Origin of the sequence: Caballeronia sp. SL2Y3, assembly GCF_022879575.1 — a bacterium.
Lineage (GTDB): Bacteria > Pseudomonadota > Gammaproteobacteria > Burkholderiales > Burkholderiaceae > Caballeronia.
This window is the reverse complement of sequence record NZ_CP084262.1, coordinates 75,256-100,044: the sequence shown is the minus strand read 5'-3', so window position 1 is coordinate 100,044 and position 24,789 is coordinate 75,256. Positions and strand designations below refer to the sequence as shown.

Sequence of the window (24,789 nt, the reverse complement as noted above, 5' to 3'; positions counted from 1 at the left end):
GCCGACCTGCTTAGTTGCATGCAAAGTTCGAAATGCAAACGGCGCGGCCGATTCCCCTGCTTTTATTTTAAGATAGCCGCTTCTCCGTGACTCGGCGACGTTTGCCAGGGGTAGGTACGTGTCTTTTTCACTATCAGGCCGCAACACCGTGGCTCGCGCTGCTGGCACGGCGCTCTGCCTGTCGATCGCTTTACATGCGCAAGCGGCGCGCAGCGCAGCGCAAGGGAGTGCTGGGAGCGCAGGGCTTGCCGCAAGCGCCCCGAGCGCCACCGCCGCCGGTATTCTTTCTGCCGAATCGCTGCCGCCTCATTTCGCAGGCGACGATCCCGAGCATGTGCGAGATTCGTTGGCGGCGGCGACGAATCCCGGGCAGCAGGTTGCAACGTCGAACCCATCCGTGAGCAGTCGTGTTCGCAGCTTTCTGTCGCGGCCCTTTGTTGCAACCGGGCACCGGTCGTCGATCAACGACGCATCCCGTCCGGACAGAACTTTTGTATTCGTTATTCCTGCGGCCTACGGCGTGCGTTTCGAATCCAAAAAGAAACTTCTGTCGATCGATGTATCGCTTGCCGCGCCCGACCAGCGGGACGCCATCCTCCTGAAACGCCAGGTCCACGGGCAGAGCGGACGCAAGCTGGTGATCGCACCCGAAGCCAAGGCAAAGGGGTTCGTTCAGACCATCGACACGATCCAGCTCGAAACTGGCGAGCGCGCCAAAACTACCGTGCGGGGGCGAGCCGTCGTACCAACGTTCGACGCATCACGTGGCAGCGATGACTTCGCGATCGTCATCGTCTGCTCACTCGAGCCACCGTATCTCTCGGACCGGACGGAACACAGCGAGCCGACCGACGAAGAACCCACGGACATTACGAGGAGAACATCGACGTTGCACGGTCGCATCGATGCGCTCTGGCTGGTGGACCGGAACGACGGCACGGTCATCACAAGGCGTCTGCGTCTTGGCAAATAGACACCCGCCGGTAGACAAAACTTATGCAAAAGCCGGCGGCTGTTAGCTTCACTTCTCGAAGTGCATGCAAAAGACCGAAGCAAGGTCGAAACGTGCCGGCACCCATCTACAATCCGAAAGTGCGAACGCGCAGGTTCGCTGACGACTGCATACGTAAGAGTGCTGCACCCGAACATCCCCAGCGCTAGGCATGCGCGCAGCGGATCAATCGGGACGCGCTCGCGTCACGGAGAGATGAATGCCACGTAGATTCAAGGCCATGCGTCAGAGCGGCAGAGCCGTCCGGCGACGGCTGTTTCGCCGAAATACTCATGCATGGGTGCGCATAGCCGACGTCTTCTCGCGCTTTCCACTCCTCGCGGGCGCGATCGGCACCGCAGTGGCGTTTTCGATGGCCGTGCTGTCGTTCGCCGCTCTATGGCAAGGTCGCGCACAGGCGCTGCAGAACGCGCACGACGCATCGTCGAACGTGGTGGCCACGCTGAGCGCCGACATTGCACGCAGTATCGAGTCGAGCGATCTGTCGTTGCGATCCATCGTAAGTGGCATGCAAAATCCAATCGTGACCGGCCTGTCCCCGGAACTGCGCCGGCTGGTCCTTTTCGACGGCGCGACGGCCGTGAGCTACATCGGCGGCGCCTTCGTGATGAATGCGCAAGGGCGCATCGTCGACGAACGCGATCCTTCCGGTCATGCCGATCTCCTGTTCAACGACCGCGACTACTTCAAGGTCCACGTCGAGCGGCCAGACGTCGGGCTTTACATTTCCGGCCCGTACCGTTCCCGTCTGCGCAGCGGTCAACGCTCTCTCGCGTTGAGCCGGCGCATCAACGCGCCCGACGGCTCTTTCGCAGGAGTCGCGGTCATTGCGATGAACGTCAGCTACTTCGATTCCTTGCTGTCGCGCGTGAACGTTGGACGCTCGGGATCGGTATTCATTGTGCAGCGCGACGGTCTCATGCTTGCCCGCAAGCCGCCGCTGCCTCGCGACGGAGCGAACAACGTATCGGCATCGCCGACGTTTGCCTCGATGAAGGAGGAAAGCTCCGGCTCCTACATTTCCACTTCTCCGCTCGATGGCGTGCGCCGCCTGTACACCTTCGTGCGCGTGCCCGGTACGAATTTGATCGCCGCGGTCGCACCCGCCGAAGACGACGTGCTCGCAGGCTGGCGCGAACGCAGCACGGTCATCGGCGGCCTGACGCTGACGTTCGGCGGCGGCTTCGTGGCCATTTCCTGGCTACTCGCGATCTCGCTGCGTTCGCGCGCCATGGCGCTCGAGAAGTTGCAGCGCCTCGCCGGCACGGACTCGCTGACGGGCCTGAGCAACCGTCGCGCGCTCGATCGACGTCTCGGCGAAGAGTGGCGTCGCGCACGCCGCGCCGACTATCCCATCTCGGCACTCTTCGTCGATGTCGATCACTTCAAGTTCTATAACGACACCTACGGTCACGCGATGGGCGACGATGCGCTCGTGGCAGTTGCCGATTGCATGCAGAATGCCGCCCAGCGGCCCGGCGATATCGTCGCGCGTTACGGCGGCGAGGAATTCGTGATCGTGCTGCCCGGCACTTCCGCGCCTGCAGCAGTCGTCTTCGCCGAGCGCCTGCGCGCCAAGGTCGAGTCACTTGCCATCCCGAACAGCAGGTCGCTGAAGGGCGTGCTCACGATCAGCATCGGATGTGCAACGGTTCATCCGCGTCAAGGCGACGATGCGCTCAAGCTGCTCAACAGCGCCGATGCCGCGCTTTATCGCGCGAAAGGCGCCGGCCGTAATCGTGCGGTTCACGAAAACAGCATGGCGAGCGGCAACGCGTAGGCACGGTCAACTGGCTTACGCGAGCGTCGGCATTTTGCATACGAAGGAGCCATCCAATGACAACGTCGGCGGCCATATCCGCGATCCTGCTCGCGATTCTTCTCGGCGCGATAGTTCCCGGACCGAGCTTCGTCATCGTCGCTCGGAACGCGGTCGGTCTTTCGCGGGCCCACGGCCTCGCCACGGCGTTGGGCATGGGCCTCGGCGGCATCACGTTCGCCGGAATCGCGCTCGCGGGTCTTTACACGCTGCTGTTCGCCGTCGAGTGGCTCTATGTTGCGTTGAAGATAGCTGGCGGACTCTATCTCGCCTACATTGCGCTGCGCATATGGCGCGGGGCCTCGCGGCCGCTGTCGATGCAGACCGACGGCGTGCGAGAAACCGGCAGTGTGCGCCGCTCGTTCTGGCTCGGCCTGGGTACCCAACTGAGTAACCCGAAGACCGCGATCTGGTACGGCAGCATCTTCGCGGCGCTCCTGCCACAGCACCCGCCGCTCTGGTGTTATTTCGTGCTGCCGTCGCTCGTCTTTTGCATCGAGTTCGGCTGGTACACCGTGGTGGCGGTCTGTTTCTCGAGCCGTCGGCCGCGCGATGTGTATCTACGCGCGAAAGTCTGGATCGACCGTATCGCCGCAACGATGGTCGCAACGCTCGGGCTACGACTCATCCTCGCTGCAGGCAAGAACGGCCTTTGAACCGGCTTGCATTCAGAATTCCGACCCAACAATAAGGAATTCAGAACACCAATATGCCGAATTGGCTGTCCTTCGGTGTCCCGGAAGCGCGCCGTTTCGTGCGCACACTCGTCGCGTGCACACTCAGCTATGCGGGCGCGCGCCTGGCCGCACTTCCAGAAGGCTATTGGGCGCTGATCACGACGCTAGTCGTAGTCACTCAACCGAGCCTCACGCAAGCGCTCGGCACCGCACGCGATCAGATCATCGGGGCCTGCACCGGCGGCGTGGCGGGCGTGCTCGGCGTCATGGCGACTCAACGGGGCGTTGCGCCGCTCGCTGTGTTCGCGGTCGCGTTGGTGCCGCTCGCCGCGCTGACCGCGAAGCGTCCCGCCATGCGGCTCGCCTGCGTAACGCTCGTCATTGTCGTCTTGATACCGGCGGGCTCAGGACCGCCGTTTCAACGGCCGTTGCATCGAGTACTGGAGATTCTCATTGGCGTGACGGCGGCGTTCATCGTTGCGGCGATCTGGCCGAATCGTGCGCTGCGCACTGCTCATCGACGCGTCGCCGATACCTTGGATAGTCTTCGTCGGCTCATCGACATCCAGCTCTCAGGAAAAGCGGACGAAGACGAGGCCGCACGTCTCGAAACCCTCAGCGTGCAGGCCCAGCAGGCCCTGGACGATGCCCTTCAGGAAGCCGAGCGCGAGCACATCATCGTGCCTTTGCGTAGTCGTCGCTCGGATGCAATCGACAAGGCTGCACCGTTCCTGCGTCGACTACATAGTGACGCACTGTTTCTCGGAAAAGCGCTGTCGAATGAGCGGCCGGATGAATACAAAATGCATAACCGGGAGATCGGCCGCGCGCTGCAGACGTCATTCGCAGCACTGAGGGACGCGCTCTCCGACACGAGGCAGGATCCGTCGAAGCGGGAGCGCGTGCGCGAGTGCATGCGCCAGCTGAAAGAGGCGCTCGCGGACAAGCGGGCGAATGACGGGGAGCGGGATGTCGCCTATTTCGTCGTCGGCCTCATCGTCACGGACCTCGATGCCCTCGCTACGGCGATTTATCCAAGCGAACCACCAAGCACGCATTAGCGCGACAGTCCGCGCGCATCGATGGGCCAGATCTCGACGACTTGTCCGTTGCGATGGCACACGTATTCATCGTAGAGATTGACAGTCGGATCGCAATGTCCGGGCGGCAACAGAATGCGTCTGCCCAGCAGCGCGTCGGTGTCGTCGTATCGCGCAAGCTGCGCGTCCAGCATGCCGTGCTCGTCATTGGCGGCAATATAGGTGAAGACCTGCTCGTCCGATGCATCGAGCGGTTGCACGCTGCGCGGCAATCCCGAGTCCACCGCCAATCCTTTGAGTCCGACATCGCAGACGGCCATACCGGGGCGCGCGGCACTCATGATGGTCGACAAGACGAAGAGACTTTGCCGCCAGCGCAGTGCGTCGTTCCATGTCAGACCACCGTAGTCGCCGTCCATGAACAGGTACGACCCGGGCTGCAATTCGGTATAGACCCCACTGGCGGCATCGAACTCGACAGTGCCCGTACCGCCACCGGTGATGACGGTACATTGAATGCCACGTGCCTCCAATGTGCATGCAAAATGCGCCGCGCGTTCAGCCGCCCGACTCGCTGCGGTCTTGCGGGCGTGCCAGTCGACAACGTGCTGGGCGCCGCCGTGGTACGCCTGAATACCCGAGAAGCGGAGCGCCCGCTGCGCGGCGATCGCATCGGCGAGCGACAGCAGCGCATCGTCACTGGCTACGCCGCAACGATGCTGGCCCGCATCGACTTCGACCAATACGTCGATGTGAACGCCCGCGCGTGCCGCCTCCTCTCCGAGCGCGGCGACTTGCGCGACCGCATCGACGCAGACCGACAGCCGCACGTGCGATGCGAGTTCGACGGCCATCGACACCTTGCCGCGCCGACGAATTCGTTACTGATGTGGATGCTCGCGATGCCCGCCGCTGCGAACGGGTACGCCTCCGACAACTTCTGGCAGCAAATGCCGACCGCACCCGCGTCCGTCTGACGTCGCGCGATCGCGCTGGACTTGTGCGCCTTTGCGTGCGGCCGCAAAGCCACGCCGTGACGTGCCGCCAATGAACTCATCTGTGCGAGATTCGAGTCGAACGCGTCGAGATCGAGGACGAGAGAGGGCGTCGAGACTGCGGCGAGCGTGTCGCCGATACGGGCTGCGGGCGGTGGAACGAGCGTCATGGGCGCATCGAGTGAGGTGGCGGAAAGTCATCTTATCGCGTGACAGTCCGCTCGCAAGCATGCGGCATGCAAAATGCCGCATTCATAGTGCCGCATGCAGGCCTGAAAGCTATTGGAGGCTTAAGCCGGGACTTCGGTCTCCAGAATCGCCCCCTCGTCTTTAAGCGCCTGGATGCGCTCGTCATCGAAGCCGTATTCATGCAGCAGTTCGGACGTGTGCTGCCCCAGAAGCGGTGCTGGACGCGACGACTGAGTAGAAGAGTCGGAGAAATGGATCGGCAAGCCGATGCCGCGCATGCGACCCGCAAGCGGATGCTCGGTCTCGACGATCATTCCCCGCGCCAGGGCTTGCTCGTGCGACGACGCCTCGGGAACGCTGAGCACCGGTCCGCTCGGCAAGCCGATTTCGTCGAATGCAGCGAGCCACTCGTCCGTGGTCCGCTCGACAAGGCGTGCGGTGAGAATTTCGACGAGCGCTTCCCGATGCTTGAGCCGTCCGGCATTGGTCTGAAAACGCTCGTCTTCAGTCAATCCGTTTATATTTAGTACTCCAACCAATCTCTCATAGTTGCTCTGGTTGGCCGCCCCGATGTTCACCCATCCATCATGTGTGCGAAAAGCCTGATACGGCGCGCTCGTCGGGTTGGCCGAGCCGGCCTTCGGCAGCACCGTCCCGTCCGCGAAGTAGTTGGCGAAGGCCCAGTACATCTGCTGCAACCCCGCTTCGAAGAGCGACGTGTCGACCATCTGCCCCAAGCCGGTGACCTGTTTTCGCGCATACGCCGCGCTGATGCCGAGCGCGGCGAGAATGCCCGCGTTGATGTCCGTGACAGGGGATCCCGCCTTGATCGGCGCCTGCCCCGGCTCGCCGGTCATGCTCATCAACCCACTCATGCCTTGGGCGATGAGGTCGAAGCCGCCTTTGTCGGCCATCGGACCACTGCGCCCATAGCCCGAGATCGCGCAATAGATAAGGCCGGGGTTGACGGCGCGTAGCGCTTCATAGCTCATGCCGAGTTTCTCCATCGTGCCGCGCCGATAGTTCTCAGTGACGACGTCGGCAGTCGCGAGCATCGTCTTGAGCACCTCCTTGCCGCCCTCGGTCTTGAGGTTGAGCGCGATGCCTCGCTTGTTCCGGTTCACGATCATGAACGACGCCGATTCACCGCTCGCCAGAATCGGCGCGAATCGGCGGCAATCGTCGCCGTTCGGGATCTTTTCCACCTTGATGACTTCCGCGCCCATGTCGGCGAGCATCATCCCGCAGATGGGACCTGACATGATGTGCGCCAGTTCGATAACCCGCATGCCCGCTAGCGGTCCATTCCCCTTTCCTGCCGATTCCGCGGCCTGCAACGATGCGTCGTCTGGTATTTGGTATGCCATCTCAACGCCCCTTGAATTCAGGTTTGGTCTTGCTCAAAAACGCCTCGTATCCTGTGCGGAAATCATCCGTGCCGAAACAGGCGAATCCTTCGTCACGTTCTTCATCGCTGAGCGGCGTCGGATCCATTACGCGACGGATGAATTGCTTGTGCCAGCGCGCGACGAGCGGCGCACCATCGGCAATGCGGCGCGCGGTCTCATAGGTATGCGATGTCACGTCGCCATCGGGAACGATGCGTGTGACCAGTCCTTTCGCGAGAGCCTCGCTCGCGCCAAAAATTCGTCCTTCGAGCAAGATCTCCAGCGCGACCGCTGGACCCGCCAGTTGGACGAGCCCGTCCATTTCCGCATGGGCCATGACCAGGCCCAGGTTTTTGATCGGCACGCCGAATCGGCTGGACTCGCCGCAGATGCGCAGATCGCACATCGCCGCAATCTCGAGACCGCCTCCGACGCATATGCCGTGAATCATCGCAATCAGCGGGTGACGACAACCCTTCAACGCCGCAAGCGTTCGATGCATGATCGCGCCGTAGGCCCGCGCCTGCTCCACGTTGGACCGGTCGGTGCGAAACTCGGCAATATCGTTGCCGGGCGAGAATGCTTTCTCCCCCGCGCCGCGCAGGACGATGCAGCGCAGCGCATCGTCTCTGGACAGCGCGTCGATGGTCTCGCCCAGCGATTGCCACAAGTACTTGGTCATTGCGTTGAGCTTCTCGGGCCGGTCGATGATGACCGTCGCGATATCGCCGTCGCGCGTCGTCACGATGGATGCTTCCGCCACTTTGCCTCCTGATTGAATATTGCATGCGCTTCGGGCCGCCGACGCACAGCCGGAACGGCCCACCGGACACGTCACACGAACTTCCTCGCATGCGCTGTCTCATTCTTTTCATCTTCTACTTCCAGCGTACGGTCGGGGCGCATGGCGAACGAGAGAATGATGCCGGCCGCCATCAGGATCATCGACACCGTGAACGGGAGGTTCCAGTTGCCGGTGCGATCGATGATCCATCCGCCGACGACCGGACTGACGATAGCCGCCAGCGCCGATCCAGAATTCATAATGCCGGCGGCCGTGCCCGAGTGCTTCGGCGCGATATCCATCGGAACCGACCACATAGGTCCGATCGTCATCTCGTTGAAGAAGAACCCGGCCGACAGGCACAGGGCCACGAGCGTGATGGAGAGATTCGACACCAGCATGATCGGAGCAAGCGATAACAGCGTCAGCAGCATGCATACGCCGACCATCATGTTGCGCGCCAGCCGCACGTTCCCGCTCTTGCGCAGGATGCGATCCGTCAGAGAACCGCCGAGCCAGTCACCCAGTACGCCCGCGAAGAACACGCCCGATGCGAACAGCGCGGACTTGCCCAACTGCATGTGATAGTTGTGCAGGAAGTACTGAGGGATCCACCCGAGGAACAGCCAAAGGACCCAGCCATAGCAGAAATAGACGGCGGTCACGGGCGCCATGCGACCGAGCAACGTGCGCCATGGCACGGCCTTCCGTTCCTTCACGCCCGAGTAAGTGGCGAGTGTCTGGCATTCGCTGTCGGTGATGCGGGGATGATCGCGCGGATTGTCGCGGAAGTAGAACACCCATGCGAGCGCCCACAAGAAGCTGATGATACCGGTAATGACGAAAGCACCGCGCCAGCTCGTCGCGACCATCAGCCATACGATCAGTGGTGGCGCAACTGCATTCCCGATGCGGGATGCTGCATGCGTAATACCTTGTGCGAAACCGCGCTGATCGGCCGGCATCCAGTTCGACATGGCGCGCGTTGCGGTCGGAAAGGTAGCGCCCTCGCCCAGGCCGAGAAGAACGCGAGCGACGATCAGCGAAACGAAGCCGCCAGCCATGCCGGTCAGTACCGTCGCGCCCGCCCAGATAATGGCGCATACCGTGAGCGTCCGACGCGGCCCGAAGCGGTCGCCCACCCATCCACCGATGATCTGGAAAACCAGATACGGGTATGCAAATGCGGAGAACACAAAGCCGATCTGTGTATGTGAAAGACCGAGTTCCGCGCCGAACTGACTGGCAGCGGTACTGACGTTCACGCGGTCGATATAAGTGATGAAATACATCGCGCATAGCAGCAATAGAACGCGCGTGGTGGCTCGACGGAACATCATCGTCTCCTTGAGTGGTCGCGTGCGTGAGCCGGCGCATCATGGCGCCTGCCACGACTTACGGAACAGCGTGTTGTTGCTTGGAACGGAAGACTGGCGCGTGTCTATGGCGCTCGTCGGCGTGATCGTCGCCTGTCCGGTTTGTACGATGGTGTCATGGCTTCGTCTCCGATTCGCGGATCGATAACGTGTCCGCTGTTATGTGTCGATGAATGAATCGTTAAGCTCTACACTCTGCTCCGTTTCATGCGAGGGCTTGCTCAAGCACGCGCGCCACATGCAACGCTTCGGTCTGTGCGCCATCGCTGATCTGATGCCTGCAACTCGTACCATCCGCCACGATGATGCCGTCTTGCGCGTCGCGGGCCTTACGCACCGCCGGCAAGAGCGACAACTCCGCCATGGCTTGGGATGCTTCGTAATGTTCCGCCTCGTAGCCGAAGCTACCGGCCATGCCACAGCATGACGACTCGATAGTCTTGACGTCCAACTCGGGAATCCATGCAAGCACCGCTTCGACCGGCCGCACGGCGTCGAATGCCTTTTGATGGCAATGGCCGTGCAGCAGCGCCCTGGGCTTGTCGAGCGCCTTCAGCGCAAGCTCTAAGCGACCGGCGGCATGTTCCCGAACGAGGAATTCCTCAAACAAAAGTGATGCTTCGGAGACCTTACTAGCTGCATCTCCGTATCCATAGCCGAGAAACTCGTCGCGCAATGACAACAGGCAAGAAGGCTCCAGCCCGACTATGGCCACGCCGCGCTGAACATACGGCAGCAGCGTATCGAGCGTGCGGCGCGCTTCGGCTTTCGCGTCTTCGACGAGTCCCGCCGCAAGGAACGTCCGCCCGCAGCAAAGCGGTCGCTCGCCTGCTCTCGTGTTCAGATGCACCGTATAGCCGGCCGCTTGCAACACCCGCTGCGCGGCGCGAGCATTCTCCGGCTCCATGTAGTTGTTGAACGTATCGACGAACAGCAGCACTTCCTTCGTCGCGGATGTGACCGTTTCGGTCGCCGCTGCATCCAGGAATGGCCTCTTGAATCGGGGGAACGCGCGTTGTGGCGCGAGTCCCAGCTTTGCCTTGAGCCAGCGCCCCGTGCTGGGCAGGTTCCTTTCGAGGGCGCTGCCGAGCCACGGCATGCGGCTCGCAAAAGGCGCGTACCGAGGAAGGTAAGCAATGAGTCTTTCGCGCATACGCAGACCATGACGCGCCGTCCATGCCGCACGCGCTTCGATCTTCATGCGCGCCATATCGACGCCCGTCGGACAGTCGCGCTTGCATCCCTTGCAGGAAACGCAGAGGTCGAGCGCCTCCTTGACGTCCTGACTCGCGAGCCCTTCTCCGGACTCGCCGAGCTGACCTGAGAGCGCAAGACGCAGCGTGGTCGCACGGCCTCGCGTGACATGTTGCTCGTCCTTCGTGATGCGGTAACTCGGGCACATGGTCCCCGCATCGAATTTGCGGCAATGCCCGTTGTTATTGCACATCTCGACGGCTTTCGCGAGGCCGCCCGTGAGATCGCCACCCGAGCCGACAACGCCTTCGAGGCCCGTCGACGGATCGCGCGTGACGTTCCATGCGGACCAGTCGAGTTGCGTCGTGGTCTCCCGCTCGCGATACGACGGCGGAAACCTGAATAGCGCGGCATCGTCCATCTTCGGCGGCGCGACGATTCGGTCCGGGCTCATCCGGTTATCCGGATCGAAGAGCCGCTTGATGTCCCGAAACGCTTCATTGATGCGGGGCCCGTATTGCCATGCGACCCATTCGCCACGGCAGAGGCCATCGCCATGCTCGCCCGAATAAGCGCCCTTGTATTCGCGCACCATCGCCGCGGCCTCTTCCGCGATGGCGCGCATCTTCGACGCGCCATCGCGACGCATATCGAGAATGGGCCGCACATGCAACGTACCGACGCTTGCATGTGCATACCATGTGCCCTCCGTGCCGTGCCTTCTGAAGACTTCAGTCAGACGGCTCGTGTATGCCGCAAGATGCTCGAGCGGGACCGCGCAATCCTCGATAAAAGAAACCGGCTTGCCATCGCCCCTCAGGCTCATCATGATGTTGAGCCCCGCCTTGCGCACTTCCCATAGCGCCTTTTGAGGGCCGGCCTCAGGCATCTGCACGACGGATCCAGGCAAGCCCAGATCGCCCATCAACTCGACCAGCTGCGCCAGCTTCATCAACTGCGCGTCGCGATCGGCGCCTGCGAATTCCACGAGCAGCACCGCTTCGGGATTGCCGACGAGCGCCTTCTCGATGACCGGACGAAACGACGGATTGGACATCGCGAGGTCGATCATCGTGCGATCGACGAGCTCCACTGCAACCGGTCCGAGCTTCACGATGCGCTGTGTCATGTCCATCGCGTCATAGAAGCTCGGGAAATTGACGACGCCGAGCGTCTTATGCGCAGGAATCGGCGAGAGCTTGAGCGTCAATTGCCGGCTGAACGCAAGCGTGCCCTCGGACCCGACCAGCAGGTTCGCGAGGTTGGGCTCACCGTCGCTGAAAGGCAGCGGGCTCTGGCAATCGAAGAGATCGAGGTTGTATCCCGCCACGCGTCTCAGTACCTTCGGAACGCGCTCGCGCAGTTCATCGTGTTCGCGCATTGCAATGCTGCGCACTCCGTCGACGAGGTCGCGCATGCGTGAATCCAGTTGCATCGCTGATAGCCTGGCGAAGCGCGCTTCATGGCCGTCAGCGAGGATCGCGTCGATCGCCTCGACGTTGTGCACCATGATGCCGTATTCCATCGAGCGCGAGCCGCATGAGTTGTTGCCGGCCATGCCGCCTATCGTGCATTGCGCGCTCGTCGATACGTCGACAGGAAACCATAGGCCATGCGGCTTGAGCCAGGCATTCAGATGATCGAGCACGACACCCGGCTCTACGGTCACCGTGCGAGCGTCTTTGTCGAAGTGAACGATATTGTTCAGCCACTTCGTCGTATCGATGACGAGCGCTTCTCCGACGGTCTGTCCGCATTGGCTCGTTCCCGCGCCGCGTGCGAGGACGCTCGCGCCGTGTGCACGCGCGATGTCGAGGGCCACGCGAAGATCTTCCTGATCTCTCGGGACCGCTACGCCGAGCGGCATGATCTGGTAGATGGATGCATCGGTCGCATAGCGCCCGCGCGAGGCGCGGTCGAACAGCACATCTCCCTTCAACTCGCGCTGCAAGCGTGCCTGCAGAGGCGTAGGCGCCGAGCCGACCCGCGCTCGCTCGGAAGCAGGCACCAGATGTATCGGCTTGACTAGACGGTCGGTGGTCGAGTTGAGCATCGTCGCGCTATCGCTGAAGGGGCCGTGGACTTTTGAATGCGTAATGCCTAATGCCTAATGCCTAATGCGTCATTCAAAATGCAATTGAACCGGAGGAAGGCCGTCGATTGCGCCAATCGCTGTACCGGGTCCGTCGGGAAACGCGATGCCGGTGTAAGACCCTGCTGTGATCGCCACGCCCTTCTCGACGGCGAGGCCGCGGGACACCGCGTGATTGATGGTCCATGCCAGCAGCCGCCGCGGGTCGCCTGCGGGATTCGCGGGCGTCGCGTCGAAGAGCGGCCGGCCGTCGTACGTAAAGGCCATCGTCGGCGATACGAACGGGAACGACTCGTCATACGGCACGCCTTCGCCGAGCACCAACGCGCCGTGATTTTGCAAATCCGCGAGTTGCCAGAGTTTGTCGACATCCGGCCATGCGGCGAAGCGGCTCGCGACGACTTCGATTGCCGAATGAATGCAATCGATAGCTGCCAGCACTTGCGCCTCGTCATACGGACCGCTACCCGCTTCGAAGCGCCGGTTGAACGTGAACGCCACCTCGAGTTCCAGCCCGGCCTTGCCGAAAGCCTGCATCGAAAGGCGCGCGCCCGAGCGATGCACGCCGTCCGCCGGCAGGAGCGCACCCTGAATGGGACCGTCCGTCGATTTGGCGCCGACCTTCCAGCCGCCGATGGCAGTTGCATGACCCGCATTTGCAGCGCCTGCGCCGAGCGCGCGCAAGGTCGCCTCTTGCACAGCGTAGGCTTCGTCCGCGCTGGAAGGTCGCGCGCCTTCGGGCAAGGTGTCGAGCTTCGCGCGGTGCGCCTTCGCTTGCACGAAGAGCCGAGCGGCAGCGGCAGCGTCGAACCGGGCGCTCATGCGGCCACCTTCAGATCGGGCTTTGCGGTATGGCTCGTCAGATAGCTCATCGCTGCGGCCACGCCGCTGTCTTTTAGCGGCACGCCGGCGAGATTCAGTCCCATCTCGCAGCCCGTGAGTGCGGCCATCAGCGTGAGATCGTTGCAGTCGCCCAGATGCCCGATGCGGAACATGCGACCCTTCAGCTTGCCGAGGCCCGTGCCGAGCGACATGTCGAAATGTTCGTAAATGAGCTTGCGCACAGAGTCGGCATCGACGCCTTCCGGCATCATCACCCCCGTGAGTACCGGCGAGTAGACGGCGGGATCGGCACATTGAATTTCGAGTCCCCACGCCGTGACTGCGGAACGGCACGCCGCGGCAAGCCGCTGATGTCGCGCGAACACATTGTCGAGTCCTTCCGCGAAGATCATGTCCAGTGCTTCGAGGAGGCCGTAAAGCAGGTTCGTATTGGGCGTGTAAGGCCAATAGCCCTGCTTGTTCATTTCGATGATCTCTTTCCAGTCCCAGAACGCGCGCGGCAGCTTTGCCTCGTTCGATGCTTCCAGCGCCCTCTGCGAGACCGCGTTGAAGCTGATGCCAGGCGGAAGCATCAGGCCTTTCTGCGAGCCCGACACCGTGACGTCGACGCCCCACTCGTCGTGGCGGTAATCGGCGGATGCCAGGCCCGAGATGGTGTCCACGAGGAGCAGCGCGGGATGACCGGCGGCATCCATTGCGCGGCGCACTGCGGCAATGTCGGACGTCACGCCGGTCGACGTCTCGTTGTGAACGACGCAGACGGCCTTGATCGCATGCTGCGTGTCTTCGCGCAGACGCTTTTCGATCATGTCCGGCTGCACGCCGCGACGCCAGCCTTCGATGCCCGGCAAACCGAGAAACTCAGGTCTCAAGCCGAGCTTCTCGGCCATCTTCTTCCAAAGGCTCGCGAAGTGGCCGGTCTCGTACATGACGACGGCATCGCCCGGACTCAGCGTATTGGAAAGCGCCGCTTCCCACGCGCCCGTTCCCGACGCCGGATAGATCACTACCGGCTGCGTCGTTTTGAATATGCGCTTGATGCCCTCCAGCACCTTCAAGCCCAGCGCGCCGAACTCCGGGCCGCGATGGTCGATGGTCGGGTAGCTCATTGCACGCAGAATGCGATCGGGTACTGGACTAGGCCCTGGAATCTGCAAAAAGTGACGGCCAGCGGGATGAAAGTCGAGCTTGAGCATCGATGCGCGTCCTTAGAAAATTGAATTTTGCATGCAAAATACTCTAACGCAGCGACTCTCCCCGGCCAAGGATTTATTAGGCCGAATGGCCTAGGGATAACCCGTTAGCGGTTTTCCGGGCTTTCGGTGAGCTAGAATTGCCTGAAACGAATTTCGAGGTATTGAATGCAAAACCTGGATCTACCGGAAGCGCGCTTGCCATCCGCCTTGCTGCCCAAGCTGGAACGGCTGCGGCTACATGACACCGTCGTGGACAACCTGCGCAACTTCATCGTCGAGGGCTTGCTTGCGCCGGGAGTCAAGCTCAACGAGCGCAAGCTCTGCGAGACGCTGGGCATTTCGCGCACGCCGCTGCGTGAAGCACTCAAGGTACTGGCGGCTGAAGGGCTGATCGAGATCGCGCCCAATAGAGGCGCCTCCGTCGCGCAGATGAGCGACCTCGAGATTCGGGAGATGTTCGAACTGATGAGCGGGCTCGAAGCGTTCTCCGGCGAACTGGCTTGCGAACGCATCACGCCTGCCGAGATTGCGGACATCAAGGCGCTGCATGAAGAGATGGTTCAATGCCGCGCGCAAAACGATCTGTCCGGCTATTACGCGCGGAACCGGGCCATACACGACAAGATCAACGAGGCCGCGCGCAACACTGCCCTACGGCAAACCTACGTGTCGATCAATCGTCGTTTGCAGGCGCTGCGGTTTCGCTCAAACTTTCAGACGCCGAAGTGGGATAGCGCTATCCGTGAGCACGAGGAGATGATCGCGGCACTGGAAACGCGCGACGGCTCGCGCATGGCCGGCATCCTGCGTCGCCATCTGCTGGGCAAGCGCGATGCGGTGCTTGCTGAACGCACGCTCACGACGGTCAAGCCTGCTGCGGCGGCAAAGCGCCGCGCCAAAGACGCATAATGAATGCACGTTGAGATAGCTGCCTCACTGCGGGGTCGAAGAATCCCCGAAGGCTGACGGTACGTTTTCTCGACGTGATCCAATGGTTGTGTGCGGGGCGCTGATCCGGATGCGTGCGAAGTCCGCAACGCAGCTTTCCTCCTGCTCATTCGGTTCTCTTGTATCGCAAGATCTTGTCGACCTCGACAATTGCCAAAGGCCCATTTCCGGCATTCTTTATTCGGCATTCAGCATGCAATCGACCCAAGGCGTCGCTGCCACCGTCATCGAACTGCCTTTCACCCGGCCTTTCGACTGGACTCGCTTGTGCGCCTTCATCGGCGGACGAGCGTCGGCGGGCGTGGAGACGGTCGAGGGCGGCGTGTATCGTCGCGCGATCGAATGGCGTGGCGACGATGGAATCGTCGAGGTGACGCCGCATGAGCGCAAGCATCGTCTGGTGGTAACGGTTCAAGGCGATGTTCGTCGGCACGCCGACGAACTTGCGCAGCCGCTTTCGCGCATGTTCGACGTCGGCGCTGATCCGCGCGCCATCGGTCGCTGGCTCGCGCGCGATCCGCTGCTCGCGCCGCTCGTCGAGGCCGCGCCCGGCTTGCGTGTTCCGGGCGCCTGGTCGGGGTTCGAGCTTGTCGTGCGAACCATCGTCGGCCAGCAGGTCAGCGTGAAAGGTGCATCGACGATCATGGCGCGGATTGTTCAGCGCGCAGGGCGCCGCATCGACGGTCATGCGCATGAAGGCACGGCCTGGCGGTTTCCGACGCCAGCGGAACTCGCGGCCGCCGACCTCCGCCAGATCGGCATGCCGGGCAAACGCGTCAAGACCGTGCAGCGGTTCGCGCAAGCCGTGGCAACGGGCGCACTTCCGATCGACACACCGGGAATCGATCGCGAGCACCTGAAACGTGACCTGCTCGCGATGCCCGGCATCGGACCGTGGACCGTCGGCTATGTCGCGATGCGGGCGCTACGCGATCCCGACGCGTGGCCCGATGCCGACCTCGTGCTCATGCAGGCAATCGCGCGGCACGAGCCGTCGCTGACCACATCGGCGCAACAGAGAGCGTATTCGGATCGCTGGCGCCCCTGGCGTGCCTACGCCGCCATGCATCTGTGGAACGGCGTCGCGATGCAAGCGGGGCGCGCCCGAGGCGGGTGAGTTTGCATGCCGTCGTTTGTATGCCGCATGCCCGACGTTTGCATACCGAATGCAACTCATATTTCCGCGGCATTGTTGACCCGTGGAGGGACGACAGCCTCCGGCACCCAGTTCACGACTGCCATGCAGGCGTATAGTCTGCGTGACGCACAAAGGAGAACACGATGAACGACGAGACGTGGCAGCACCAGGTGCGCATTCGCCTCAGTCCGTACTATGCGCAACTGGTTCGCAAAGAACCGGAACATGCGGCGCTGTCATCGCTGAATGCGCTGCTCGGCAAGCACCACGCGGTGCTGAAATGCCAATTCGACGCCTTCGCCGATTACGTCGCTGAAGCGGAACGCGAAGGCACGCAGCACTATCCGCTCTATCGATGGACGCGCGAAACGATTGAGAATCCCGCTAAAAAAGCGAAGTACCTAGAAGCCTTCACATTTTACGTGCGTGGCGACGAGCTATACGACAAGACGCTAGCCGATGCGCTCCAGGCCGATCTCTTGCAGCTCAAGGCGAACTTCAGCGACGCCATCATCGACGTTAGCAAACTGGATTCGAACCCGGCGCACAATCCGCAACCGCCGTCGTACGGCAAAGATTGACGGAACGTGCGGTTCACGCACGGAGCATCGTGATGGTTGCCGGGTCGGCTAACCAACTTTCATGCATGCTGAGCGCATGGCGCAGTTGCGCCGCGAAGATCCCATGCAAAGCATCCATCACGAGTTCGCTTGAATTCGCGTTGTCCGCTTTCGAACGGCCGGGCGTCGAAGCGATCATCGGGCGAATGATCGGCCAACACCGCGACTTAGCTTCGCGAGAACGGCCAGGTGGACCGTGACTCACCACAGCGCCCCATGGGCCGTGCGCTGATGGCGATCTGCAAGACGCGAAACGATGATTCGGACGACTACCTATCGCGTCACTTCATCACTTGGTTTAAGCGAGTCCTACATGCGCGACGTCCATACATGCTTGCGGTGTGATCGCCACGCGCATCACCCGCCTGATCGAAGCCACGCGAAAAGACACACGCCGCCATGATTCATGTGGTTGTCGCAAGACTAAACCGATGACATCGCGTGAAACAAGTTCGCGCGGGACATCGCCGCGGCGTTCTCCTATAGTCACCGCGTCGCCGCACGCAACGTCAAGTGGCTCACTCATGGAGGAGAACTACCGTGAACGACAAATCGACTTCTGCTGGCTTATTCTCCTCGAAGGCAGGCTTGCGCCGGCTGCTGATCGCCGTCGCGACGACGGCGCTCGCGCTCTCGAGCGGTTCCGCGTTCGCGGGCTGGGCGCGCGGCGGCACGGCATATACCGGCCGCGGCGCCTATAGCGGCGCGCACGTCGGCGCGTGCGGCGGCGGAAGCTGTTCCCATGCGGGCGGCGTCATGAACCCGTGGGGCAGCGTCGCGACGAATTCCGGCACGGTGACGCGCACGGCCCCCGGTCAGTTCTCGAACTCGGGCACGGCCTATGGTCCCTACGGACGGTCCATGCAGCATGCAGGCGACACCACGTGCGCGGGCGGTTCGTGCTCGCATACTGGCAACGTCACCAGCCCGAACGGCAAGACCGCAACCACCGCGGATACCGTGACGCGTAGCGCGCCGGGGCAGTACTCGTCTTCGGGCTCGGTAACGGGACCGAACGGGAACACATCCGAGCACAGCGCGTCCACGACTTGCGCCGGCTACACATGCAACCGCTCGGGCACCATCGACACATCGAACGGCGGCACGGTTGCTCATGCAGGAAGTGGAACGAGCGTCGCGCAGGGCGTCGTTGTCACGTCGAGCATCGTCACCGCCACCACGGGCACGCATAGCACGACCGTCGTGGCAGGCGGCACCGTCACCGGCGGCACCACGGTCGTCGCGGCGCCGCCGCCTTCCTCGACTGTGTTAGTCGCTCCGCCGCCTTCGCCCACGACGGTCGTTGTGGCTGCGCCCCCGCCGCCGCCCCAGCCGGTCGCGGTATATGCCGCACCCGCGCCGCGTCCCGCCGTCTGGGTCCCGGGTCACTGGGTCGGAACCGTGTGGGTTCCAGCGCACTGGGCCTGAATGCAGAATGCAATCGCGATAAAACGCCCCTGCCGTCGGGTGACCGGCTGGCGGTACACTGCCAGTCAACGCAGCTTTCGAACGGACTCGACATGCGTGAAGGCGTTTTCGGTATGCAAAATGCGAAGGCGGCCCGCCAATGACGCGGCCTCGCATGCCACGATCGCACTTCGCCCGCGATCATGCCAGGCGAGTTCTGCACGACCTCACGTGGTCGGTCGGGCCGCTGATCGTGGCATCGGCGCTCGCCATTGCGCTAGTGGTGTGGCTCGTCAATCCCGCACCGCCGCGATCCATCATCATCACAGCGGGGCCACCCGATAGCTCGCTGTATCAGATCGCCGGGGAGTACGCGAAAGTGCTGGCACGTAACGGCGTCGCGCTGAAGGTGCTGCCGTCCGACGGCTCGGTGCAAAACGTCGAACGCCTGCTCGATTCGAAGACCCACGTCGATCTCGGACTCGTGCAAGGCGGCATCGCCACGCCGCGGCAAGCGGCCACGTTGATGTCGCTCGGCAGCGTGGCTTACGTGCCCCTGGTCGTGTTTTATCGCGGCAAGGGCCTGACACTGCTCTCGCAACTGGAAGGCAAGCGCGTTGCCATCGGACGCGAAGGAAGCGGCACGCGCACGCTGTCGCTGAAGCTGCTCGAAGCGAACGGCATCACGCCCGGCGGCAGCACGCAACTGCTATCGACCGATGGACTTGAGGCTGCCACGCAGCTCGTCAGCAAAGAGGCCGATGCAGTCTTCCTAAGTGGCGATTCCGCGACGCGCACGTTGATGCTGCGCCTCTTGAAGGTGCCCGGCATCTCGGTGATGGACTTCAACGAAGCGGACGCCTATACGCGCCTCTTTCCCTATCTCGACGAGATCGAGTTGCCGCCCGGCGTCCTCGATCTCGGCCGGCGCATTCCGCCGCAAGCCGTGCATTTGATCAGCCCGACCGTCGAACTGGTGGCTCGCACGAGCCTGCATCCGGCGTTGTCCGACTTGTTGATCGAAGCGGCGCAGGAAGTGCACGGCAAGGCGGGGCTGTTGCAGCGCGCGGGCCAATTTCCGAGCCCGGTCGCGCACGAATTCCCGATCAGTGAAGACGCGAGCCGCTATTACCGCTCCGGCAAGAGCTTCCTTTATCGCGCGCTGCCGTTCTGGCTGGCGAACCTGGCCGATCGCGCGCTCGTGTTGTTGTTGCCCGTGGCCGTGTTGATCTTTCCGGCGCTTCGCATCGTGCCAGCGTTGTATCGGTGGCGCGTGCGATCGCGCATCTATCGCTATTACGGCGCGCTCATTGCATTGGAGCGCGGCGCGATGCATCTTTCAAGCGATGACGAACGGCGCGCGCTGCTTGTCGAGCTGGACGACATCGAAGCCTCACTGGATACGCTGAAGCTGCCGCTCGCCTATACGGATGCGCTCTATGTGCTTCGCGAGCACATCGGCTTCGTGCGCTCGCGGTTGAGTACTGCGGGCAGACGAGACAAGCAGACCGTGTGACCGCCGGCCGTGCAGCGCCTGACCACAATCGACGCATCACTTGAAGCCCGCCACCGCGTGCGGAACGTACGGCGCTTCGAGTAGCGCGATCTCTTCGGGCGTCAAGTTCAGAGACAACGCTGCGACTGCATCGCTCACATGATGAGGCTTCGACGCGCCAATGATTGGCGCGGTCACCGGCGCTTTTTGCGCCACCCAGGCCAGTGCGACCTGAGCGCGCGGAACGTTGCGTGCGTTCGCCACGGCCGCCACTGCCTCGACTACCGCACGATCCGCATCATGCGTTTGATAGAGCGTGCTGCCGAACGTATCCGTTTGCTGACGCTCGGAAGTCGCATCCCAATCGCGCGTGAGACGTCCTCGTGCAAGCGGACTCCACGGCAGCACGCCGATGCCCTCATCCGCGCATAGCGGCAACATCTCGCGCTCCTCTTCGCGATAGAGAAGGTTCAAATGATTCTGCATGGTCTTGAACTCAGTCCAGCCATTGGCACGCGACGTATAGAGTGCTTTGCTGAACTGCCATGCATACATCGACGATGCGCCGATATAGCGCGCCTTGCCGGCCTTTACGACGTCGTGCAATGCTTCGAGCGTCTCTTCTATCGGCGTCGTATAGTCCCAGCGATGGATCTGATAGAGATCCACGTAATCGGTCCCGAGCCGTCGCAGGCTGTTGTCGATCTCGTTCATGATCGCCTTGCGCGACAGCCCCGCGCCATTGGCACCAGGCCGCATGCGATTGAAGACCTTGGTCGCGATCACGATGTCATCGCGCGTCGTCATTTCGCGCAACGCGCGTCCGACGATTTCTTCCGAGGTCCCATCCGAATAGCTATTCGCAGTGTCGAAGAAATTAATGCCTGCATCGAGCGCCTGTTGAATGACGGGACGGCTTTTCTCTTCGTCCAGCGTCCAGGGATGCGTGCCGCGTTCGGGAATACCGAAGGTCATGCAGCCAAGGCACAGGCGCGACACTTCCAGACCGGTTGTACCGAGTTTCACGTAGTCCATCGGGACGTTCTCCTTGCAGTCGATTGAGTTTCAATAGATGGCGTCGTCGCTGTGAGAGGCCAAGACACTGACATTAGCGCAGGTTGCGATGCGTTGCTTGGGAGTCAGTCATCGCCAAAAGAAAAGTGCCCGCACGGTGGCGGGCACTAAGAGTCACACAGGTTAGAAACGGATCTGAATCAGGACCTCACCGGTTCCCCTTCTTCCATATCCTGCGGGCCGGATATGGTTTCGAGCGCCGTATCATGATGCAGCAGCAACACCGCCGCCACGCCGATCAGCCCCGCCCCCGACAGACACAGCAGTCCCGCGCCGAAGCCGCCCGTGCTGTCCTTGATCCAGCCCATCACATACGGACCGAAGAAGCCCGCCAGATTGCCGAGCGAGTTGATCGCCGCGATACCGCCCGCAGCCGCCGCGCCGGAAAGAAACGCGGCAGGCAAGGTCCAGATCACCGGCAGGCAGCCGAAGATGCCGAAGCCGGCGATCGACAGCGCAATCATCTTCAGCACCGGATTATCGAGGCCAGCCGACGCTGCGATCCCGCCCGCCGCGACCATGAGCGCGATAGCCACGTGCCAGCGTCTTTCGAGCTTGCGGTCCGAATGACGTCCCCACAGCACCATGCTGATCACGCCGACTACATACGGCAGCGATGTCACGAAGCCAGTTTGTACGTTGCTCAGGCCGAATGCCTTGACGATTTGCGGCAGGAAGAAGCTCAAGCCATAGTTGGTTGAATTGGCGCCGAAATAGATCAACGCAATGGCCAGCACTCGACGGTTGAAGAGCGCCTCTTTGACGCTGAACGAATGCACCGCCTCACGATGCGCGCGCTCGTGCGCCTGGCGGTCCACGAGCCACTGGCGCTCGTCATCGGCGAGCCAGTGCGCGTCCGCAGGCCTGTCCGTCAGATAGAAGTACACGACGAACGCGAGGAGCAGCGCGGGCAAGGCCTCGATCAGATAGAGCCACTGCCAGCCCGCCATGCCATTGATGCCGTCGAGTTGCAGAAGCGCACCGGAGATCGGTCCGCCGATTACCGTGGAAAGCGGGATCGCAGCCATGAAGTATCCCACCACGCGTCCGCGATATTTCGCGGGGAACCAGAGCGTGAGCAGGAAGATGATGCCCGGGAAGAACCCCGCCTCGGCGATGCCCAGCAGAATACGCAGGCCGTAAAACACGTACGCATTGGACAAGCCGGTCGCTTGCGCGATGTGCGGGATATAGGCCATCGCCGCCGCCAGAATGCCCCATGTGAACATGATGCGGGCGATCCACCGCCGCGCGCCGAAGCGTTCGAGCAAGAGATTGGACGGCACTTCGAAAAAGAAGTACGCGATGAAGAAGATGCCCGCGCCGAAGCCGAATTCTTTCGCAGAGAAGCCGAGCGCCTTGTTCATCTGCAATGCAGCAAAGCCGACATTGACGCGATCCAGATAGGCGATGAAGTAACACACGATCAGGAACGGAACGAGCCGTACCATCACGTGCTTCATGGTGCGAGTTTCAAGGTCCATCAATATCTCCTCCGAATGTGCAAGCGGCAGGTCGTTGATTTAAGTTACGACTTGCCAGCCTACTCTTTACGAAGGCAGTACAGAACTGGTGTTTAGCCTGTACTGAGAGAGGGAGTCGCCCACTTCGCGGGGTCGATCACCGTCTTTTCATGGCATTTATGCGACCGGTAACATACCGGCGTACTCCGGTTCCGGTAATCCTTGCACACCGGGGCGCAAAGCGAAGACGCAGCCGTCGTCGTCGGTCGCGTTGACGGCGGGACGAATCGACGTCACGTAGAGCGTCGAGAGATCGCGCCCGCCGAACGCGCACATCGCCGGCTTGACAGCGGGCAAGGCGATCGATCGGTCGAGCTTGCCCTCCGGGGTGAAGCGCAGCAGGCGGCCCGCATCGTTGGCGCAAGTCCAGTAACAGCCGTCCGCATCAACAGCGGCGCCGTCCGGACGCCCCGCATGGTGGTGCAGATCGGCGAACACGCGGCGATGATGCGGCGTGCCTGTCGCCACGTCGTAATCGAAGGCCCAGATCAGGCGCCGCGTCGGGTGCGAGTCGGACAGGTACATCGTCGCGCCGTCCGGCGAAAACGCGAGCCCGTTCTGCGTGATGAGACCCTCGACGACCGGCTCGGACAGCACGCCGTCTGCGCCATAGCGATACAGCGCGCCCGCCGGGCTGGCAAGCGACATATCCTGCACCATCGTGCCCGCCCAGAAACGCCCTTGCCGGTCGCAGCGCCCATCGTTGAAGCGCATGCCGGGCGCGTCGAAATGGGGCGCAGCAAGCCGGGTAACCCGCGCTTCCCCTGCATTCTCCAGCGTCAACGCGTGCAGCCCGCTTTCCATGCCGGCGACGATCGCGCCCGCGGCATTGAATGCAAAACACGCAATCTGCTCGGGAAGCGTCCAGTCGGCGCGCCGCCCGCTATCGACCTGCAGCTGCACGATGCGCCGGTCGGGGATGTCTACAAAATACAACGCGCTGTCTTTTGCATGCCAGACAGGACACTCCCCGACCGTCGCGCGCCCGGCCGCCTCCAGCCGCTCGACGCGCGGCGCACCGCTCATTGGCTTCGCTCCATCGGCTCGCCGAGAACGAACGCGCCGCCCTGAAACTGCTGCGCGGGATCGTCACGCTCGGCCGTCGGCGCGGTGACCGGGAACCGGTCGTTGAATTCGGCGGAGCTGTCTTGCGGATTGAACCCGAGGAAAGCCGCCTTCGTGTTGTCCCACCACTTCACCGGATTGTTGGATGCGCCATACACGACCGTGTGTCCGACGCGATTGGTGAACAGCGAACAGCGCACCAGTTCGATGAAATCCCGGTAACTAAGGTAGGTGACCAGCATGCGCGGATTCTTGGGTTCTTCGAACGAAGAGCCGATGCGCAGGCACACCGTCTCGATGCCGAAGCGGTCGAAGTAATAACGCGAAAGCGACTCGCCGAAGCACTTCGTCACGCCATAGAGGCTGTCGGGGCGCTGCGGCGCGTCGGCGTCGAGCACTTCGGTCACCGGATGGAAGCCGATCGCGTGATTCGAGCTCGCGAATACGACGCGCTTCACGCCATGACGGCGCGCCGCCTCATAGATGTTGTACGTGCCGCGAATGTTCGCTTCGATCAGGTCGTCGAAAGGCGCTTCCACCGATATGCCGCCAAGATGCACGATCGCATCCACGCCTTCCACCAGGCGCATGACCGCGTCGCGGTCCGCGAGATCGACCGAGCTGACTTCTTCATGCGCCGCGGCATCGTCGAGCGGGGCGATATCGGATGCGCGCACGACGTCGGCCCACTGTGCAAGCGCGCCGCGCACCTGACGGCCGAGATTGCCGGCCGCCCCGGTCAGCAGCAGGCGCCTGAAGGGTTTCCCCGTTACGTTGGTGTTGTCCATCGAAACTCCTCTACTAGATTGAATGCGATGCGGTAAAACGTTTTTCGGCTCTGTCGGCTTGGGCGAACGCACGTCCCCGCTCAGCCGGCGTGTTGTATGCGGTATTCAAAACACCATTCTACGTTC

20 protein-coding genes and 1 pseudogene are annotated in these 24,789 nt (G+C 62.2%); 9 read left to right on the top strand and 12 right to left on the bottom strand.

The features are described from left to right. The first annotated feature begins 118 nt into the window (after window positions 1-118). The 4 genes from LDZ26_RS19475 to LDZ26_RS19460 all read left to right on the top strand — a co-directional run bounded on the left by LDZ26_RS19475 (window position 119) and on the right by LDZ26_RS19460 (window position 4,569). Window positions 119-973: a hypothetical protein gene (locus LDZ26_RS19475; protein ID WP_244850897.1), complete on the top strand. Its 855-nt coding sequence runs from the start codon at window positions 119-121 to the stop codon at window positions 971-973. Window positions 974-1,211: 238 nt separating this feature from the next. Next, window positions 1,212-2,792 (top strand): diguanylate cyclase, encoded by a 1,581-nt coding sequence (locus LDZ26_RS19470; RefSeq protein ID WP_244850896.1) that lies wholly within the window; start codon window positions 1,212-1,214, stop codon window positions 2,790-2,792. 56 nt (window positions 2,793-2,848) lie between these two features. Continuing rightward, window positions 2,849-3,487 (top strand): LysE family translocator, encoded by a 639-nt coding sequence (locus tag LDZ26_RS19465; protein WP_244850895.1) that lies wholly within the window; start codon window positions 2,849-2,851, stop codon window positions 3,485-3,487. Between the two features lie 53 nt (window positions 3,488-3,540). Further along, on the top strand, window positions 3,541-4,569 hold the full coding sequence (locus tag LDZ26_RS19460; protein WP_244850894.1) for an aromatic acid exporter family protein: 1,029 nt from the start codon (window positions 3,541-3,543) through the stop codon (window positions 4,567-4,569). On the opposite strand, the pseudogene LDZ26_RS19455 reads toward LDZ26_RS19460, so the two are convergent. The 7 genes and pseudogenes from LDZ26_RS19455 to LDZ26_RS19425 form a co-directional block, all read right to left on the bottom strand. After that, a pseudogene (locus tag LDZ26_RS19455) lies at window positions 4,566-5,713 on the bottom strand (DSD1 family PLP-dependent enzyme). The gene LDZ26_RS19460 and the pseudogene LDZ26_RS19455 overlap by 4 nt on opposite strands. A 120-nt stretch (window positions 5,714-5,833) precedes the next feature. Continuing rightward, a complete protein-coding gene (locus LDZ26_RS19450; protein ID WP_244851093.1) occupies window positions 5,834-7,021 on the bottom strand; it encodes a CaiB/BaiF CoA-transferase family protein in 1,188 nt (395 codons plus the stop codon). Between the two features lie 79 nt (window positions 7,022-7,100). Continuing rightward, window positions 7,101-7,883 (bottom strand): enoyl-CoA hydratase/isomerase family protein, encoded by a 783-nt coding sequence (locus LDZ26_RS19445; RefSeq protein WP_244850893.1) that lies wholly within the window; start codon window positions 7,881-7,883, stop codon window positions 7,101-7,103. A gap of 71 nt (window positions 7,884-7,954) precedes the next feature. Further along, window positions 7,955-9,244 carry an MFS transporter gene (locus LDZ26_RS19440; RefSeq protein ID WP_244850892.1) on the bottom strand — a complete coding sequence of 430 codons (1,290 nt, stop codon included), beginning with the start codon at window positions 9,242-9,244 and terminating at the stop codon, window positions 7,955-7,957. A gap of 241 nt (window positions 9,245-9,485) precedes the next feature. Continuing rightward, window positions 9,486-12,527, bottom strand: coding sequence for an FAD-binding and (Fe-S)-binding domain-containing protein (locus tag LDZ26_RS19435; RefSeq protein WP_244850891.1), 3,042 nt, complete (start codon window positions 12,525-12,527; stop codon window positions 9,486-9,488). A gap of 69 nt (window positions 12,528-12,596) precedes the next feature. Beyond that, window positions 12,597-13,388 (bottom strand): 2-keto-4-pentenoate hydratase, encoded by a 792-nt coding sequence (locus LDZ26_RS19430; protein ID WP_244850890.1) that lies wholly within the window; start codon window positions 13,386-13,388, stop codon window positions 12,597-12,599. Further along, a complete protein-coding gene (locus LDZ26_RS19425) occupies window positions 13,385-14,605 on the bottom strand; it encodes an alanine--glyoxylate aminotransferase family protein (protein WP_244850889.1) in 1,221 nt (406 codons plus the stop codon). The genes LDZ26_RS19430 and LDZ26_RS19425 overlap by 4 nt, the downstream gene beginning before the upstream one ends. A 165-nt stretch (window positions 14,606-14,770) precedes the next feature. Here LDZ26_RS19425 and LDZ26_RS19420 point away from each other — a divergent pair, with 165 nt between their 5' ends. From LDZ26_RS19420 to LDZ26_RS19410, 3 genes are all read left to right on the top strand, one after another. Further along, on the top strand, window positions 14,771-15,514 hold the full coding sequence (locus tag LDZ26_RS19420) for a GntR family transcriptional regulator (RefSeq protein WP_244850888.1): 744 nt from the start codon (window positions 14,771-14,773) through the stop codon (window positions 15,512-15,514). Window positions 15,515-15,746: 232 nt separating this feature from the next. After that, complete coding sequence (locus LDZ26_RS19415) at window positions 15,747-16,670, top strand: DNA-3-methyladenine glycosylase (protein WP_244850887.1); 924 nt, start codon at window positions 15,747-15,749, stop codon at window positions 16,668-16,670. 164 nt (window positions 16,671-16,834) lie between these two features. Continuing rightward, entirely contained in the window at window positions 16,835-17,272 is a 438-nt protein-coding gene (locus LDZ26_RS19410) for a hypothetical protein (protein WP_244850886.1), read from the top strand. 13 nt (window positions 17,273-17,285) lie between these two features. Here LDZ26_RS19410 and LDZ26_RS19405 read toward each other — a convergent pair whose 3' ends face one another. Continuing rightward, window positions 17,286-17,450, bottom strand: a complete 165-nt coding sequence (locus LDZ26_RS19405; RefSeq protein WP_244850885.1) for a hypothetical protein — start codon at window positions 17,448-17,450, stop codon at window positions 17,286-17,288. Between the two features lie 401 nt (window positions 17,451-17,851). Here LDZ26_RS19405 and LDZ26_RS19400 point away from each other — a divergent pair, with 401 nt between their 5' ends. Then, entirely contained in the window at window positions 17,852-18,739 is an 888-nt protein-coding gene (locus LDZ26_RS19400) for a hypothetical protein (RefSeq protein WP_244850884.1), read from the top strand. A 139-nt stretch (window positions 18,740-18,878) separates the two neighbouring features. Next, window positions 18,879-20,234 (top strand): TAXI family TRAP transporter solute-binding subunit, encoded by a 1,356-nt coding sequence (locus tag LDZ26_RS19395; protein WP_370650745.1) that lies wholly within the window; start codon window positions 18,879-18,881, stop codon window positions 20,232-20,234. A gap of 36 nt (window positions 20,235-20,270) precedes the next feature. Here the strand turns inward: LDZ26_RS19395 and LDZ26_RS19390 are convergent, their stop codons facing one another. The 4 genes from LDZ26_RS19390 to LDZ26_RS19375 all read right to left on the bottom strand — a co-directional run bounded on the left by LDZ26_RS19390 (window position 20,271) and on the right by LDZ26_RS19375 (window position 24,663). Then, a complete protein-coding gene (locus LDZ26_RS19390) occupies window positions 20,271-21,248 on the bottom strand; it encodes an aldo/keto reductase (RefSeq protein WP_244850882.1) in 978 nt (325 codons plus the stop codon). A 179-nt stretch (window positions 21,249-21,427) separates the two neighbouring features. Continuing rightward, window positions 21,428-22,771 (bottom strand): MFS transporter, encoded by a 1,344-nt coding sequence (locus LDZ26_RS19385; RefSeq protein WP_244850881.1) that lies wholly within the window; start codon window positions 22,769-22,771, stop codon window positions 21,428-21,430. Window positions 22,772-22,927: 156 nt separating this feature from the next. Beyond that, the gene (locus LDZ26_RS19380; RefSeq protein WP_244850880.1) at window positions 22,928-23,836 is read right to left on the bottom strand and encodes an SMP-30/gluconolactonase/LRE family protein; all 909 of its coding nucleotides are present in this window, start codon (window positions 23,834-23,836) and stop codon (window positions 22,928-22,930) included. Next, window positions 23,833-24,663, bottom strand: coding sequence for an NAD(P)-dependent oxidoreductase (locus tag LDZ26_RS19375; protein ID WP_244850879.1), 831 nt, complete (start codon window positions 24,661-24,663; stop codon window positions 23,833-23,835). The genes LDZ26_RS19380 and LDZ26_RS19375 overlap by 4 nt, the downstream gene beginning before the upstream one ends. Between the last annotated feature and the right edge of the window lie 126 nt (window positions 24,664-24,789).